Annotated in this window: 15 protein-coding genes and 1 riboswitch; of the genes, 13 read left to right on the plus strand and 2 right to left on the minus strand. The window is 40.0% G+C overall.

The features are described 5' to 3' along the window. Positions 1–41: 41 nt before the first annotated feature. Positions 42–1,391: a sigma-54-dependent transcriptional regulator gene (locus ACOYVE_RS11795; protein ID WP_014855745.1), complete on the plus strand. Its 1,350-nt coding sequence runs from the start codon at positions 42–44 to the stop codon at positions 1,389–1,391. On the opposite strand, the gene ACOYVE_RS11800 is transcribed toward ACOYVE_RS11795, so the two are convergent. Then, positions 1,392–1,763 carry a hypothetical protein gene (locus ACOYVE_RS11800; RefSeq protein WP_422882120.1) on the minus strand — a complete coding sequence of 124 codons (372 nt, stop codon included), beginning with the start codon at positions 1,761–1,763 and terminating at the stop codon, positions 1,392–1,394. It lies immediately after the preceding gene. 224 nt (positions 1,764–1,987) lie between these two features. On the opposite strand from ACOYVE_RS11800, the gene ACOYVE_RS11805 reads away from it, so the two are divergent. The 12 genes from ACOYVE_RS11805 to mobA all read left to right on the plus strand — a co-directional run bounded on the left by ACOYVE_RS11805 (position 1,988) and on the right by mobA (position 13,740). Next, on the plus strand, positions 1,988–2,119 hold the full coding sequence (locus ACOYVE_RS11805; protein WP_014855747.1) for a twin-arginine translocase TatA/TatE family subunit: 132 nt from the start codon (positions 1,988–1,990) through the stop codon (positions 2,117–2,119). Positions 2,120–2,147: 28 nt separating this feature from the next. After that, entirely contained in the window at positions 2,148–3,242 is a 1,095-nt protein-coding gene (locus ACOYVE_RS11810; protein ID WP_422882122.1) for an outer membrane beta-barrel protein, read from the plus strand. Between the two features lie 55 nt (positions 3,243–3,297). Next, positions 3,298–4,206: a 4Fe-4S dicluster domain-containing protein gene (locus tag ACOYVE_RS11815; protein WP_422882124.1), complete on the plus strand. Its 909-nt coding sequence runs from the start codon at positions 3,298–3,300 to the stop codon at positions 4,204–4,206. Between the two features lie 8 nt (positions 4,207–4,214). Beyond that, on the plus strand, positions 4,215–5,372 hold the full coding sequence (nrfD, locus tag ACOYVE_RS11820) for an NrfD/PsrC family molybdoenzyme membrane anchor subunit (protein ID WP_422882126.1): 1,158 nt from the start codon (positions 4,215–4,217) through the stop codon (positions 5,370–5,372). Continuing rightward, positions 5,369–8,605, plus strand: a complete 3,237-nt coding sequence (locus ACOYVE_RS11825) for a molybdopterin-dependent oxidoreductase (RefSeq protein WP_422882128.1) — start codon at positions 5,369–5,371, stop codon at positions 8,603–8,605. Before nrfD ends, ACOYVE_RS11825 begins: the two co-directional genes overlap by 4 nt. A gap of 17 nt (positions 8,606–8,622) precedes the next feature. Continuing rightward, positions 8,623–8,790, plus strand: a riboswitch (molybdenum cofactor riboswitch). 167 nt (positions 8,791–8,957) lie between these two features. Next, positions 8,958–9,275, plus strand: a complete 318-nt coding sequence (locus ACOYVE_RS11830) for a carboxymuconolactone decarboxylase family protein (protein ID WP_422882130.1) — start codon at positions 8,958–8,960, stop codon at positions 9,273–9,275. Next, positions 9,272–9,796: a chromate transporter gene (locus ACOYVE_RS11835; RefSeq protein ID WP_422882132.1), complete on the plus strand. Its 525-nt coding sequence runs from the start codon at positions 9,272–9,274 to the stop codon at positions 9,794–9,796. The genes ACOYVE_RS11830 and ACOYVE_RS11835 overlap by 4 nt, the downstream gene beginning before the upstream one ends. A 36-nt stretch (positions 9,797–9,832) precedes the next feature. Then, complete coding sequence (gene moaA / locus ACOYVE_RS11840; protein WP_422882134.1) at positions 9,833–10,828, plus strand: GTP 3',8-cyclase MoaA; 996 nt, start codon at positions 9,833–9,835, stop codon at positions 10,826–10,828. Then, on the plus strand, positions 10,825–11,307 hold the full coding sequence (gene moaC / locus ACOYVE_RS11845; RefSeq protein ID WP_422882135.1) for a cyclic pyranopterin monophosphate synthase MoaC: 483 nt from the start codon (positions 10,825–10,827) through the stop codon (positions 11,305–11,307). The genes moaA and moaC overlap by 4 nt, the downstream gene beginning before the upstream one ends. Beyond that, positions 11,282–11,854, plus strand: a complete 573-nt coding sequence (locus ACOYVE_RS11850; RefSeq protein ID WP_422882136.1) for an MOSC domain-containing protein — start codon at positions 11,282–11,284, stop codon at positions 11,852–11,854. Before moaC ends, ACOYVE_RS11850 begins: the two co-directional genes overlap by 26 nt. 67 nt (positions 11,855–11,921) lie before the next feature. Beyond that, positions 11,922–13,124, plus strand: a complete 1,203-nt coding sequence (gene glp, locus ACOYVE_RS11855; RefSeq protein ID WP_422882138.1) for a gephyrin-like molybdotransferase Glp — start codon at positions 11,922–11,924, stop codon at positions 13,122–13,124. A gap of 7 nt (positions 13,125–13,131) precedes the next feature. Further along, positions 13,132–13,740 (plus strand): molybdenum cofactor guanylyltransferase, encoded by a 609-nt coding sequence (gene mobA / locus ACOYVE_RS11860; protein ID WP_014855758.1) that lies wholly within the window; start codon positions 13,132–13,134, stop codon positions 13,738–13,740. A gap of 45 nt (positions 13,741–13,785) precedes the next feature. Here mobA and ACOYVE_RS11865 read toward each other — a convergent pair whose 3' ends face one another. Then, positions 13,786–14,820: a sugar kinase gene (locus ACOYVE_RS11865; protein WP_014855759.1), complete on the minus strand. Its 1,035-nt coding sequence runs from the start codon at positions 14,818–14,820 to the stop codon at positions 13,786–13,788. Positions 14,821–14,832: the final 12 nt, after the last annotated feature.

A 14,832-nucleotide genomic window follows, 5' to 3' on the forward strand; every position in this document is an offset into this window, starting at 1 on the left:
AAATAATCTATTTTACAGAATTATAATCAAAGAAAGACTCAATGAATAAATTAGATATCTGCATTATTGAAGACGAAGAAATATTAAGGATATCCTTAAAAGACGATCTAAAGGATGCCGGATATTCGGTTGATGATTTTGAAAATCCGCTGCAGGCTCTTGATGTTGTCAAAAAAAAGACATACGACGTAATAATTTCAGATATTAGATTGCCCGTATTAAGCGGACTTGAACTGCTGCCGAAGTTAAGAGAACTGAGTCCGAACTCGTTTGTTATTATTATGACGGCATACGGCAGCGTTGAAACTGCGGTAGAAGCGATGAAAAAGGGAGCCTATGATTATATTACAAAACCCTTCGACAAAGAGGAAATGCTGTTATTATTGAATCGCGTTAAAGAATTAAAATCGCTTCGAATTGAAAACAAAGAATACCAAAATTATTTTGAGGACAAATATAATTTCGATGCTTTTATAGGCGAGAGCGATTATGTAAAAGAACTTAAAGAGACATTAAAAATTATTTCCGAAACCAACTCAACAGTGTTAATTATCGGCGAAACTGGTACGGGCAAAGAATTAATCGCCAATTTAATCCATTACAATTCCCCCAGAAAAAACAAACCGCTTATAAAAGTTAGTTGCGGAATTCTTTCTAAAGAAGTAATAGAAAGCGAACTCTTCGGACACGAAAAAGGAGCGTTCACCGGCGCGGATAAATTACGTCTCGGCAGATTCGAAAAAGCCGATCAAGGCACTATTTACCTCGACGATATTGACGACGTTCCGCTCGACATTCAGGTGAAATTGTTGCGCGTTTTACAGGAACAGGAAATTGAAAGGGTCGGCAGCAGCGAACCGATTAAGATCGATGTGCGGGTTATTGCTTCTACAAAAGCCGATCTTAATGAATTGTCTAAATCCGGAAAATTTCGGGAGGATTTGTATTACAGATTAAACATTCTCCCCGTATACTTAAAACCGTTGCGCGAAAGGAAGGAAGATATTGTTCCGCTTTTTAATCATTTCCTACATCAGTATTCCAACGGCAAACAATATGAAGTTGATGAAGCCGTCTATCGAATATTAGAGAATTATAATTGGCCGGGCAATGTAAGAGAATTAAAAAACATTGCCGAAAGATTATCGATTCTGTGCCGGGATTGCAAGATTACAGCGGCAAAGCTGCCCCGGGAATTATCCTTCCCTTCCGGGGATATATATTTAGACTCTGACAAAAATAAACCCTTTACTGAAATTGTGGAGGAATTGGAAATTAAATTGATAAAAAATGCTCTCGTGAGCGCCGGCTATAACAAAGCAAAAGCAGCCGAGTTGTTAAACCTGCCGCCTTCTACATTAAAAAGTAAAATAGAAAAATACGGTTTATAACTATGCGCCCCCGCCGTGCGCCGGCAGTTCGTTTATTGTTATTACTTGAAAGCGATTCCCATGCTTAATTGTTATCTCTTTTGCTTTTGAATATCCAGAGCTATTTTTCACGACAATCTTATAATGTCCGGGCTTAATTTTTATTTGTGTTGGTCGGTCATAAACCTCGCCAGAATTTATAACCGTTTGTCCGTTTTCGTCAAGTATTGAAAAGGGCGAATAGACTTTTCTAAAAACGCCGTCGTCATAAACAAATCTATACTGGGTTACAACTTCGATTATTACAATGTTTTGGGCTTCATGAGCAGATCCGCGAGCAATGTACGACAATCCTAAAAGTATTAACGCCGCAAGTAAAGTTTTCCTATACATAATCCTTCCTCCGAGTTTTAACACGAAAATAGTTTGGGAATATTAACAGAATGTTATTATACCGTTAAGATTCTGTTAAATAGTCGAAAACTCGTCGTCGATGACGAAAAATCGGCTGAAGGCAGACTTGCGTCTTATAAAAAATTCGTTTTTCGATATAAAATAGAAGCTCGGTAATATGGCATGCAAGTTGAGTTAATATAGTAAAATTTACAGGAGTTAATATGCCGGCTAATTCCGGCTTAACGGAAGTTTTAATCGTTTTGTTCGGAGCCAAACGTATTCCTGAGCTATCCCAAAGTATTGGCAGCGGAATACGTGAATTCAAGAAGGAAATAAATCGGCGGAAGATTTAACTAAATAATACTTCTAAAGGAGAGAAAAATGAAAAAGATTCTTTTAAGCGTTGCGCTCATTTTGTTATCAACAAACAACATTTTTTCACAGGAGGTCGTGAATAAAGGGCGTATCTCCGGTTATATGTTCGGAGATTATTTTTATAATGTTGCAAGAGATACCGGTTTATCATCATTACCTAATGTAGTAAATGGCGGGACAAAAGATTTAAACGGATTTCAGTTACGCAGAATTTATTTTACTTATGATTACGATATTTCTGAATCATTCACAACGCGATTCCGTCTGGAAGCTAATGAAATTGCCAACACAACTAATAATAAGATTGGTGTGTTTGTTAAAGATGCTTATCTCAGATGGAAGGATATCTTTGAAGGGAGTGATTTAATTATTGGTATTCAGCCAACCCCAGCCTGGGAAATTACGGAAACATTCTGGGGAAGATTTCTGGAAAAAACTATCATGGATTTAAGGGGGATTTCTTCTTCCCGGGATATTGCGGTTGCATTGAAAGGAAAATTTGATCAGGGTGGTTTATTCAAATACTGGGCGATGATCGGAAATGGTAGCGGAAACTCACCTGAGAAAGACAAATACAAAAGATTTTATGCACACATTCAGTATTCACCAACCAAACAATTTACTGCTACTCTTTATGCTGACTTAAAAGCTCGTCCGGATATTAACGATCCGGCAAGTAAATCAAATCCACCGGCAACCATTGCAAATAACGACTTAACATACTCTCTGTTCCTTGGTTATAAAGAAAAAGATGCATATTCATTTGGTGTTGAAGGCTTCTTAAACTCAAGACAAAATGGAATGGTAAATGGAACAGATGTAAAAGATAAAAACGGGATGGGAATCTCAGCATTTGCATCATACAACATCTCAAAAGAATTAGCAGTTGTTGGAAGATATGATTATTTCGATCCCAATACAGATTCAAGCGTTAAAGGAGATTCAAGAAATTGGTTCATTTTCAGCTTGAATTATAAGCCGGATGAAAAAGTTACAATCAGCCCGAATGTTATTATTGAAACTTATGAATCAATTCCGAACGGAAGAAGCATTGACGCATCAATTACACCAAGAATAACATTCTTCTATTCATTCTTATAAAAATTTCAGCGCAGACTATTTGTAAGTGCGAAGAAAATAAACGGAGATAAAAATAATGACGGAAGAAAAAAAACAAGAAGGTTTATTAAGCAAAGAGATTTCCCGTAAGGATTTCTTGCGAACAGCCGGAGTTGTTGGCGGTGGTGTTGCGGCTTCAGTTGCTGCTGTAACGGCTTCCCGCTTAAGCCCTCCGCCGGAAGTTCCAACCGGCAAAGAAACTATTCGTGATATACCCGAATTCAAAACAGTTGAGATAAACGAAAAATCAGATATACTAATCAGAATGCAGGCGGAACTCAAAAAAGCTCTCGCTAAGCCTGTCGAAGAAAGAAGATGGATGATGGTTATAGACACACGCAAATGTGTCGGTTGCCACGCTTGTACAGTCGCCTGTATTGCAGAAAACAAATTGCCTCCGGGAGTCGTTTATCGTCCTGTGGTCCAGGAAGAAATTGGCGAATATCCCAATACACAATTAAGATTTTTCCCTCGACCTTGTATGCAGTGCGAAGAACCATCCTGCGTTGCTGTTTGCCCTGTTAACGCAACCTGGAAAAGACCCGATGGTATTACGCAGATTGATTATGACAAATGTATAGGATGCCGATATTGTATTTCAGCTTGTCCTTATGGCGCAAGAACAAGTGATTTCGGAGAATACTATACAGAAGATACGCCCGAACTTCAACCTTATGAATTGCTGTCAAGCAATGAGTATGGAAAAAGCTGGAATCGCGAAGGTCATAATTCTCCAATAGGCAATGCACGCAAATGCCACTTCTGTTTGCACAGATTGAATGAGGGAGAGCTTCCAATGTGCGTATCAACCTGCGTTGGTCGAGCAAATTACTTCGGTGATGCGAATGACCCGGATTCTTTAGTTGCTGAAATGGCCAGGCAACACAATCAAGTTAAGTTGCTCGAAGAAAAAGGTACTAAACCATCAGTTATTTATTTGATTTGAGGTGCATTATGTTAGAAAGAACTTATAAAAATTTATCCAAAATTTGGATGGTTGTTTTTTCAATCGGTCTTGTTGCCCTTATTATGAAGTTCATAACGGGTGAAAGATTGGCCGGCTATGGAAGCTATGTCCCGTGGGGTTTGTGGGTTGCACTTTATTTTCATTTTGTTGGAATTGCCGGTGGCGTCTTTGCACTGGGAACCCTGGGTTATATTTTTAATTTAACAGGATTCAGAGAAAACTTCAGAGTTGTAATTATTGTTTCCGTTGCATCTGTAATCACAGGTTTGTTTGCTATTTGGTTAGATCTCGGACAGCCTTTCAGATTTACAAGAATACTTTATGCTCCAAACTTCGGTTCAATGATGGCGTTTAATGCGTGGATGTACACTTTCTTTATTATTACTGCCGGAGTGATTTTCTATCTGACTTTGAATAAAGCAAAACAAACAGATTTTCACGATAAGAAAAGATGGATTCTTCCTTTAATGTCATTGGGATTTTTGTTTTCGATTGCGTTCCCAAGTCAAAGTGGAGCTTTCTTTGGCGTTGTGGATGCAAAACCATTCTGGAGTTCTCCATTGCTGCCAATTTTATTTTTGGTTTCTGCAATCACATCCGGCGGCGCTGTGTTGCTGCTCGTTTACACATTTTTACATTATGAAGAATTCGATTTAACACATCAACCATTCAAGATGCTCAGATACACAATAATTGGTGGAATTATTTTTTACTTTGTAGCAGAATTTGCAGAATACAGTTTGGTGTTCTGGTCGCCTAATTCACACATTCGGGAAGCTGTTGAACTTATTCTGTTTGGTCCTTTCTGGTGGGTTTTCTGGTTTGTTCACTTAGGTGGAGCATTAGTAGCGCTTTATCTTTTATTAAAGGGTAAAACATATCAGACGGTTGGAACCGGAGCTTTTATTGTTGCTGTAACTTTTGTTTCTGCAAGATTAAATATTCTAATTCCGGGACAAGCCGTAGCAGAACTTAAAGGATTAAAAGAGGCTTTCTATCACGAAAGATTAAGGTTCGATTACTCGGCAACATTGAATGAATACCTTATTGCTCTGTTCATCGGCGCATTTGGAGTTGCTTTGGTTTATTTCGGTATTAAGTTTCTTTCACAGTTTACTAAAAAGAAATTAGGAACAGAATTATGAAACAGGAATTAATAGACAAATCAAGAAGAAGTTTTTTAGCAAAGGGAGCTTTGCTTGGCGGCGGCGCTCTCGCATCAATCTTTGGTGGCGAAAAAGCTTCCGCTCAAACTCAGCAAATGATTATTAAAAGTAAAAGACCTGATGTTGATTATCCATTCAGCAATCCAGAAAATATTATTTACTCTGTCTGCTTGAATTGTAACACCGGTTGCGGAATAAAAGCCAAAATTCAGGATGGAGTACTAGCAAAGATCGATGGCAATCCGTACAATCCGTGGACAATGGTACCGCATCTGCCAATGAAAACCGACATTGATGAAGCTGCAAGAATTGACGGCGCTCTTTGTCCTAAAGGTCAAGCCGGTGTTCAAATTGCTTACGATCCATATAGGATTAGAAAAGTATTAAAACGAGCAGGCAAAAGAGGTGAAAACAAATGGATTACAATTCCATTTGAGCAAGCCATTCAGGAAATAGTTGAAGGTGGAAAATTATTTGCGAATGTTCCCGGAGAAGAAAACCGCGTAGTTGAAGGATTGAAAGATATTATGGCTTTGCGAGATGCCGATGTTGCAAAAGCAATGGCAGAAGATATTCAAGCTATTTGGGATGAAAAAGATAAAGCAAAGAAACAAGAACTTATTAAAGCTTTCAAAGAAAAACATAAGGATAATCTTGATAAACTAATTGACCCCGATCATCCTGATTTGGGACCAAAAAATAATCAATTCGTTATGGCTTTTGGTAGATTGAAAAACGGAAGAAAAGACTTCTTCTCTCGTTTTCAATCCGCTTTCGGGACAACAAACTTACACGGACATACAACTGTTTGTCAGGGCTCATTATACTTTACCTGCAAAGCAATCAGCGAACAATATCAAGGCGGAAAATTCACTGGCGGTCAAAAATTTTACTGGCAGGCAGATCTTGAACACGCGAAGTATGTTTTGTTTGTCGGTGCTAACCTATTTGAGGCTAATTACGGACCAACAAACAGAACAGTTCGTTTAACTGAAAACCTTGCAAAGGGTTATACAAAAATTGCAGTTGCAGATCCACGATTTTCCAAACTAGCAAGTAAAGCTCACAAATGGCTTCCGATAAAACCCGGAACAGACTCAGCACTTGCGCTTGCAATGATTCAGTGGATTATAAATAACAATCGTTATGACGAAAAGTTTTTACGCAATGCAAACAAAGCAGCTGCAAAAGAAACCAATGAAACAAGCTGGACAAACGCAACCTGGTTAGTTGAAATAAAAGACGGTGAGCCCGGAAAATTAATTCGCGCAGCAGATTTTGGTTTGAAGTCAGCTGATAAAAGAAAGATGGAAGACCCGAAAGACAAGACTAATGAAATTGAATATGAAGAAAAGTTTATGGTGGTGATGGTCAATGGCAAACCAACCTGGGTTGATCCTAATGATGAAAAAAATCCTGTTTATGGTGATTTGTTTGTTGACACTGAATTAACAAATAAAGAAGGAAAGAAAGTAAGAGTTAAATCCGGATTGCAAATTCTAAAAGAATCTGCTGAAGAAAATTCAATTACAAAGTGGTGTGAAATTGCCGGAGTAACTGAAAAAGATGTTATTGAAGTTGCACGCGAACTTACAAGCTATGGCAAACAAGCTGCAGTTGATATTCATCGCGGTCCGGCACAACATACTAACGGCTTTTATAATGTTCTAAGCTGGATGTCAATCAATATGCTTCTCGGTAATTTCGACTGGGCCGGCGGAATGTGTAAAGCGTCTACTTACAAGTATGATGGTTCGAAAGGCGGTGTATTTGATTTGAAAAAAGTTAAGGATAAGATTCCTGCTTTTGGAATCAGTTCAATACGTCACGGTGTTGATTACGATAAAACAACACTCTTCGAAGGCTATCCCGCCAAGCGAAACTGGTATCCACTCTCTTCAGATATTTATGAGGAAATTATTCCAAGCATAGGAGAAGCGTATCCTTATCCAATAAAAGCTTTGTTCTTCTATATGGGAGCCCCTACTTATGCATTGCCGGCAGGTCACACAAACATAGAAATTCTTGCTGATGTAAATAAACTTCCTTTGTTCTTCTGCAGCGATATAATCATCGGTTCAACTTCAATGTACGCCGACTATATCTTTCCTGACCTTTCATATCTTGAAAGATGGGAGTTTCAGGGTTCACACCCGAATATGCCGTCTAAAGTTGAAAATGTTCGTCAACCGGTAATTTCTGCTATTCCGGAAAAAGTTAAAGTCTACGGAGAAGAAATTCCTTGCAGTTTGGAAGCTTTATTTATGGGTTTGAATGAAAAGCTTGGCTTGAAAGCATTTGGAAAAAATGCACTTGGCGAGGGATTGGATATAACTAAACCTGATGATCTTTATCTAAGAGCAATTGCAAATCTTGCTTATACCGAATCCCCTGTTCCGGATGCAGACGACAGGGAACTTGAAGTATTTTCAAAAGCGCGCAGACACCTTGATAAATCCGTTTTTGATGAACAGAGATGGAAGCAAATAGTTGGTGAAGACAAATGGCGTAAGGTCGTCTATATTCTCAATCGTGGAGGAAGATTTGAAGAACACGATAAGTCTTTTGATGGCGATAAACTTAAACATCGTTACGCTGCATTGCTGAATCTTTATCAAGAAAAAACGGCAACAAAGAAATATGCAGCGACAGGGAAGAATTACTACGGCTATGCTAAGTATCTTCCAATAATGAATTATGCTCAAGAGAGTGTAGATAAAATTTCAGAAGGTTACGATTTACATTTAATTACACATAGAACTGTAACTCAAACGAAATCAAGAACAATCGCTGCTTACTGGTTGCAACCAATTATGCCTGAAAACGGAATAATGATTAATCCTAAAGATGCGGCAAGATTAGGTATAAGAAAAGATGATATGGTAAAAGTTATTAGTGCGACAAATACTGAAGGGAAGTGGGACTTTAAAAATGGAAAAGTTAGAGATATCGTTGGAAAAGCAATTTTAACTGAAACCATGAGACCTGGTGTAATTTCTTTTGTGTTGGGCTTCGGTCATTGGGCAACAGGTGCTGCAGATTTTGAAGTTGATGGCGAAACAATTAAAGGTGATCCACGCAGAGCTAAAGGCGTACACGCTAATGCAGCAATGTGGACTGATTCATCATTACGAAACAACACTTGTTTGGTTGATCCCGTTGGCGGTAGCGTTTCGTTCTATGACACTAAAGTGAAACTCATAAAAATTTAGTAAATTTTGACTGTTCTTTGAATTCTTTTCTCCGAGTTGCATCCTCTAAGGAGTTCTACTCTATGAGATGCAACCGATAGGGTAGGTCTGGAAACGGACTTGTTCCGCTTAGAGCGGGATTAACCTGCCGGTTCGCCGATTCAGTTCGGCAGAACGCTTTGCAAAGGAGAGTTAAAATAGATTAGCGATTAATTAGGATAAGTCTATATTTTAAAACCCCGCCCCGCAAAGCGGGGTTTTTTGATATTGTAATGTCATTCCCGCGCAAGCGGGAATCCAGATATATGCAATTATTGCAGAAATATTATTTATGCATTTACTACATAAAACATTTATAAAGGAGATTAGAATTATGTCGCAAATACCGAAAAGATATCTGAAGTTCACGGAAGATTATCCCGAAGTGGCAAAAGCATACGAATCGCTGGGCGATGCGGTTCACTCTGCCGGTCCGCTCGATGAAAAAACCCGTGCATTAATCAAACTTGCAATATCGACCGGCGCTCGTTTGGAAGGCGCGGTTCATTCACACGCACGAAAAGCTCTTAAAGCCGGCTGCGCGCCGGAAGAAATGAGACAGGTAGCTTTGCTGTCGTTGCCCACTATCGGATTGCCCTCGATGATGGCTGCGTTGAGCTGGATAGACGATATTCTCGAGAATAAAAAATGATCGAAAGCTTGGTAAATCTTTTCTGGGCATTTGTAAAAGTCGGCTCGTTTTCATTCGGCGGCGCCTACTCGTTGATTCCTTTGATTGAAAAAGAAGTTGTTAAAAATCATCAATGGCTTACGCAGGATGAATTTTTGAAAGTGCTCGGTATGGTTGAAATTTTTCCGGGAGCCATCTCGATTAAATTTGCGACCTATACGGGTTATAAAACCGCCGGCATTGCGGGAGCCGTAGCCGCCAATCTTGGCAATATTCTTACTCCCGCCGTATTGATACTCTTATTCACATATATTTATTCGATTTACGAAAAAAACATTCTTGTCGCAAAAGCGTTTAACGGAATAAAATATGCCGTAATCGGAATGATTGCGGCAATCATGTATCAATACGCAGTCAAAAACGGAGGAACCTGGCAGGAATATTTGATTCTAGGCGTCGGCGCTGCGCTCGTTGTCTTTTTCAAGCTCCACCCGGCATACGTAGTGATTATCGCCGCGATTATTGGAATGGTATTGCTGTAAATTAAAGCGCAATTTGATAATTAACTTAAAAACAATATGAAACTGACAGATAAATTTGGAAGAATTCACGATTACGTCCGTATATCGTTGATTGATAAGTGCAATTTCAATTGTATTTATTGCAATCCTTCTAATTCGCATGCGCGCTACGATACAAACAAGTCCATTCTTTCTTATGAGGAATTGTATCGTTTAATACTCATACTCGTCAAGAATCTGGAAGTAAAGAAAATTCGCTTCACGGGCGGCGAACCGCTCATTAGAAAAAATGTAATTGAATTTTTTGAAATGATTTATCCATTAAAAAAACAATACGGATTCGAAATCGGAATTACAACAAACGGCGCTCGACTGTCCGACAAAATCGAATCGCTCAAAAACTTCGGGGTCGATAAGCTCAATATCAGTCTTGATACTCTTAATAGAAACAAATTTATTGCAATCACGGGGAAAGACTACTTTGTTCAAACGCTCTCGGCAATCGAAAAAGCAACCGGACTAAATTTCAAATCCGTTAAAGTGAATGTAGTTGTCATTAAAAATATTAACGATGAAGAGCTGACAGACTTTGTTGAATACTTCAAATCCCATCCCATTACGCTTCGTTTTATTGAATATATGCCGTTCACGGGAAATCAATGGGACGATTCCAAATTCTTTAGCTGGAACGGGATGAAAACGCAAATCGAAAAAAAATATTCCCTTAAAGAAATAGACGGCGACGGAAAAGTATCCAAAGATTTTTTCGTGGAAGGAGAAAACTTAAAACTCGGATTCATCAGTTCGATCTCGGATCATTTCTGTGACGGCTGTAACCGTTTGCGTATTACGGCAACGGGAAAAATTAAAAATTGTCTGTTCGCAAATCCCTCGGAATTAAGTTTGAAATCTTTGCTGTCCGGCGAATCGACAAGCGACGAAACAATCATTAATTTCATTCTTAATTCGTTGAACTCGAAATGGATGAAACATCCGGGCGCGAAAGAATTGGCGGAATTAAATCAAAACAATATGATGAGCATAGGCGGATGAAAAAGAAATTATCGCACATTGACGGCAAAGGCAAAGCTAATATGGTTGACGTTACAGGCAAGGAAATTACAGTTAGAACTGCCGAAGCGTATGCCGAAGTAAAAGTGTCGAAAGAGGTTTTTGATGCGGTTAAAAACAATGAAGTGTCAAAAGGCGACGTTCTTTCGATCGCCAAATTCGCGGGCATTCAGGCTGCCAAAAAAACAAGCGAATTGATCCCGCTTTGCCACAATATTTTTATATCTAAAATCGACGTGGAATTAAAATTAAACCGCAAGAAGAAAACGATCGAAATAAAATCGTTCGCAAAGACAAACGCTCAAACGGGTATTGAAATGGAAGCGCTGACAGCCGTGTCAATTGCGGCGCTTACCGTCTACGATATGTGTAAAGCGATCGACAAATCTACGGTCATCGGCGAAATTAAATTATTGAGTAAAACCGGAGGTAAAAGTGGAAATTTTATTAGGAGTAAATAGAACCCGGAAGACGCAGACCCGCACGCCGGAGAAGCAGGCTGAGCAGATTAACACGAATCTAAAAATCAGCGAAAATCAGCCCAATCAGGCGAGCCTGCGTTCTATAGATCCGCGCGGTAAAGTTGTCGCCATTTCAATCAGCAAGAAAAAAGGAATTCCCAAAACTAACGTTCCGTCGGCAAAGTTGATTGAAAATTACGGCATTGAAGGAGATATTCATGCGGGCGACTGGCACCGGCAGGTAAGTTTTCTTGCGCTCGAAAGTATCGATGTGATGAGAAAAAAAGGACTTTCCCGCCTTCGACCGGGAGCTTTTGCTGAAAATATTACGACCGAATTTATCGAACTGCCAAAGCTTGAAATAGGAACGCGTATTAAAATTGGGAAAGAAGCAATACTCGAAATTACTCAGATTGGAAAAGAGTGCCACAGTAAATGCGCAATCTTTGTGAAAGCGGGAGACTGCATTATGCCGCGCGAAGGTATCTTTGCAAAAGTAATACGAGGCGGCGAAATATTCGAAGGCGACAGAATAGAAATTATGTGATATAATTATTCGTCTCTCTGCCGATACAATAAAACAACAAACATTGAAAGATAATAAGAGAAAAAGCGTGATTAATTATTCTGAAGCGCTGGAAATAATTAAAAGAGAAATCTCGGAACTGGAGCCGGGCATTGAAGAAATTGATCTGCTCGACTCGTATAACAGAATAATTGCCGAAGACGTTATAGCCGACGTAGATTTACCGCCGTTCGATAATTCCGCCGTTGACGGTTATGCGCTTGTGTTTTCAGAAAGAAACGAGTGGAACGTGAAGGGCGAAATCTCCGCGGGGAATTATTCGCCCGTTGCAATATCCGAAGACGAAGCGGTTTTGATTACAACGGGCGGTAAGCTTCCTGGTAACGCCGATACTGTCGTTCCGGTTGAGGATGTCGAAATAAACAACGGAACATTACGCCTGAAACCGGACGTTATTTTCAAAAAAGGATTGAACATACGCCGCAAAGGAAGCGACCTCGAATTAAACAAAATCGCCGTGCCCGCGTTTACAAAAATTAAACCCCAAACAGCGGCGGCCATTGCAAGCTGCGGCAGGGAAAAGGTAAAAGTATTTTCTAAGTTGAAATTTGCAGTCCTTGCCACGGGAGACGAATTGATTCCGGTTGGTGAAAAACCGGCAAACGACAAAATAAGAGTGTCGAATATTTATTCTTTGTACATGGCCGTTAAGGAACAGAATCATTCTGCATTGAATCTCGGATTCGTAAAAGACGACAGAAATTTAATTAAAGAAAAGATACGCGGCACGCTGGAATCGAATATCGATTTTTTGATTACTACCGGAGGCGTATCAGTGGGAAAATACGACTTTTTAAAAGATGTTTTCGAAGAACTCGGCGTGCGAAGAAAATTTTGGAAAGTTAATATCAAACCCGGCAAACCGATCTACTTCGGCGTCTTTGAAAATAACGACAAAAAAATATTAATATTCGGGTTGCCCGGCAATCCGGTTTCGTCGCTCGTGAATTATAAAGTGTTTATCGAGCCGGCAATCGATTATTTATTCAAACAAAAAGAGACGGAATTGATTACTGCGGTTTTACAGAACAATTTGAAAAAACGGGACGGAAAGAGGCATTTTGCCAGAGGAATATTATACGAAGAAAACGGTGTATGGAATGTTACGTCCGAGTTCTCTCAGTCGTCGGGAAATCTGGTCGAAATGAGCGCCTCCAATTGCCTCATTGTTTTACCGGAGGAAATTCGCAATCCTCAAAAAGGCGACAGCGTAAAATGTATAAAAATTTGACGAACGCATGAAAAAAAGACAAAATATCACGGGCGTTATTCTCTCGGGCGGCAAAAGCTCGCGTATGGGCGAGAATAAATCTTTGCTGAAAATTAACGGAATTACGGTTATTGAAATTATTTTAAGGTTGATGGAACCGTTTTTCGAGGAGATTATCCTCAGTACAAACGATCCGGAAGAGTATAAATTTCTGGGATTGAAAAGCGCGGAAGATGTATATAGAAACAGCGGACCTCTTGCCGGCATTCATTCCGCTTTGAAAAATTCCGCAACCGAAAAGAATTTTGTCATCTCCTGCGACGTGCCGTTGATGAGCGCGGAAATGATAGAATATTTTTTGAATTACGAATCCCGAAGCGATATTCTGATTTCGCGAGCCGCAGGATATTTGCAGCCGCTGGTTGGTATTTACAATAAAAAACTACTGCCCTTAATAGAAAACATACTTGAAGAGACCGGCAGCCGCGGAAACCATAAGTCCCTTCATCGTCTTCTAGATGCCGCAGATACAACAATCATCGATCCGGCAGGACTGGAATTTTACAGCGACGAACTTTTTTTTAATATGAACAACAAAGACGATTACGAAGCAATTATGAAAAGATTAATGGAGTAGTTTATTAATAGAAAAAAACGCGGGGAAAATTCCCCGCTTTAAATTCTATCTTTCCACTCTGCCCGAGCCGCCGCTCTTAATTAATTTTTCCACTTCGTCGACGCTTACAAGATTAAAATCGCCCGGAATCGTATGTTTCAAACAAGAGGCGGCGACTGCAAATTCAAGAGCCTCCTTTGAGTTTTCTTTTGTAAGCAGACCGTAAATCAAACCGCTTGCAAACGAATCTCCGCCGCCCACACGGTCGACAATATCGATGTCGTATCTTCTCGAGCGGTACGGTTCTTTGCAGTCTTTGTCGTCGAGCAACAATGCGCTCCAGCCGTTTCGCGACGCCGAATAGCTTTCCCTGAGAGTAATTGAAACGGCTTGGAAACCGTATGTCTCTTTCAGTTTCTTTGCCACGTTAAAATATCCTTCTTCGTCGAGTTTGCCCGCTTCTACGTTTGTCTTATCGGCTTTAAGTCCCAGACTTTTTTCGGCGTCTTCTTCGTTTGCAATACATACGTCTACATATTTCATCAACGGTTTCATTACAGCCTGAGCTTCTTCGGTAGTCCACATTTTAGCCCGGAAATTGAGATCGCAGCTTACCGTAACTCCCATCGATTTGGCTGTTTCGCACGCTTCGTTGAGAATTTCCTGCGCGTTTTTACCGAGAGCCGGGGTTATTCCCGTCCAGTGAAACCAGGCGGCGTTTTCGAATACTTTTTTCCAGTCGACTTCCCCCTTTTTCATCAGAGCGACCGCCGAATTTGCCCTGTCGTAAATTACTTTCGAAGCTCTCTGACTGGCGCCCGTTTCCAGAAAATAAATGCCGATACGATCGCCGCCTCGTACTATGTAGTCGTCTTTAACCCCGAAACGGCGCAGATGATTTACCGCGCTTTGACCGATTTCGTGTTTCGGCAATTTTGTAACGAAATACGACTCGAATCCGTAATTCGACAACGATACAGCTACGTTTGCTTCGCCGCCGCCGAATGTTACGTCGAAATTCTGCGCCTGGACAAAACGAGTGTATCCCGGCGTAGAAAGACGAAGCATTATCTCGCCGAAGGTTACTACTTTCTTGCTCATTTTTTTATTCCC

This window comes from Melioribacter sp., assembly GCF_049325435.1.
Taxonomy (GTDB): Bacteria; Bacteroidota; Ignavibacteria; order Ignavibacteriales; family Melioribacteraceae; genus Melioribacter; species Melioribacter roseus.

Excerpts from the sequence above, each read along its gene's own strand:
- ACOYVE_RS11795 (WP_014855745.1), top strand. The coding sequence starts at position 42 with ATGAATAAATTAGATATCTGCATTATTGAAGACGAAGAAATATTAAGG.
- ACOYVE_RS11800 (WP_422882120.1), bottom strand. The coding sequence starts at position 1,763 with ATGTATAGGAAAACTTTACTTGCGGCGTTAATACTTTTAGGATTGTCG.
- ACOYVE_RS11805 (WP_014855747.1), top strand. The coding sequence starts at position 1,988 with ATGCCGGCTAATTCCGGCTTAACGGAAGTTTTAATCGTTTTGTTCGGA.
- ACOYVE_RS11810 (WP_422882122.1), top strand. The coding sequence starts at position 2,148 with ATGAAAAAGATTCTTTTAAGCGTTGCGCTCATTTTGTTATCAACAAAC.
- ACOYVE_RS11815 (WP_422882124.1), top strand. The coding sequence starts at position 3,298 with ATGACGGAAGAAAAAAAACAAGAAGGTTTATTAAGCAAAGAGATTTCC.
- nrfD (WP_422882126.1), top strand. The coding sequence starts at position 4,215 with ATGTTAGAAAGAACTTATAAAAATTTATCCAAAATTTGGATGGTTGTT.
- ACOYVE_RS11825 (WP_422882128.1), top strand. The coding sequence starts at position 5,369 with ATGAAACAGGAATTAATAGACAAATCAAGAAGAAGTTTTTTAGCAAAG.
- ACOYVE_RS11830 (WP_422882130.1), top strand. The coding sequence starts at position 8,958 with ATGTCGCAAATACCGAAAAGATATCTGAAGTTCACGGAAGATTATCCC.
- ACOYVE_RS11835 (WP_422882132.1), top strand. The coding sequence starts at position 9,272 with ATGATCGAAAGCTTGGTAAATCTTTTCTGGGCATTTGTAAAAGTCGGC.
- moaA (WP_422882134.1), top strand. The coding sequence starts at position 9,833 with ATGAAACTGACAGATAAATTTGGAAGAATTCACGATTACGTCCGTATA.
- moaC (WP_422882135.1), top strand. The coding sequence starts at position 10,825 with ATGAAAAAGAAATTATCGCACATTGACGGCAAAGGCAAAGCTAATATG.
- mobA (WP_014855758.1), top strand. The coding sequence starts at position 13,132 with ATGAAAAAAAGACAAAATATCACGGGCGTTATTCTCTCGGGCGGCAAA.
- ACOYVE_RS11865 (WP_014855759.1), bottom strand. The coding sequence starts at position 14,820 with ATGAGCAAGAAAGTAGTAACCTTCGGCGAGATAATGCTTCGTCTTTCT.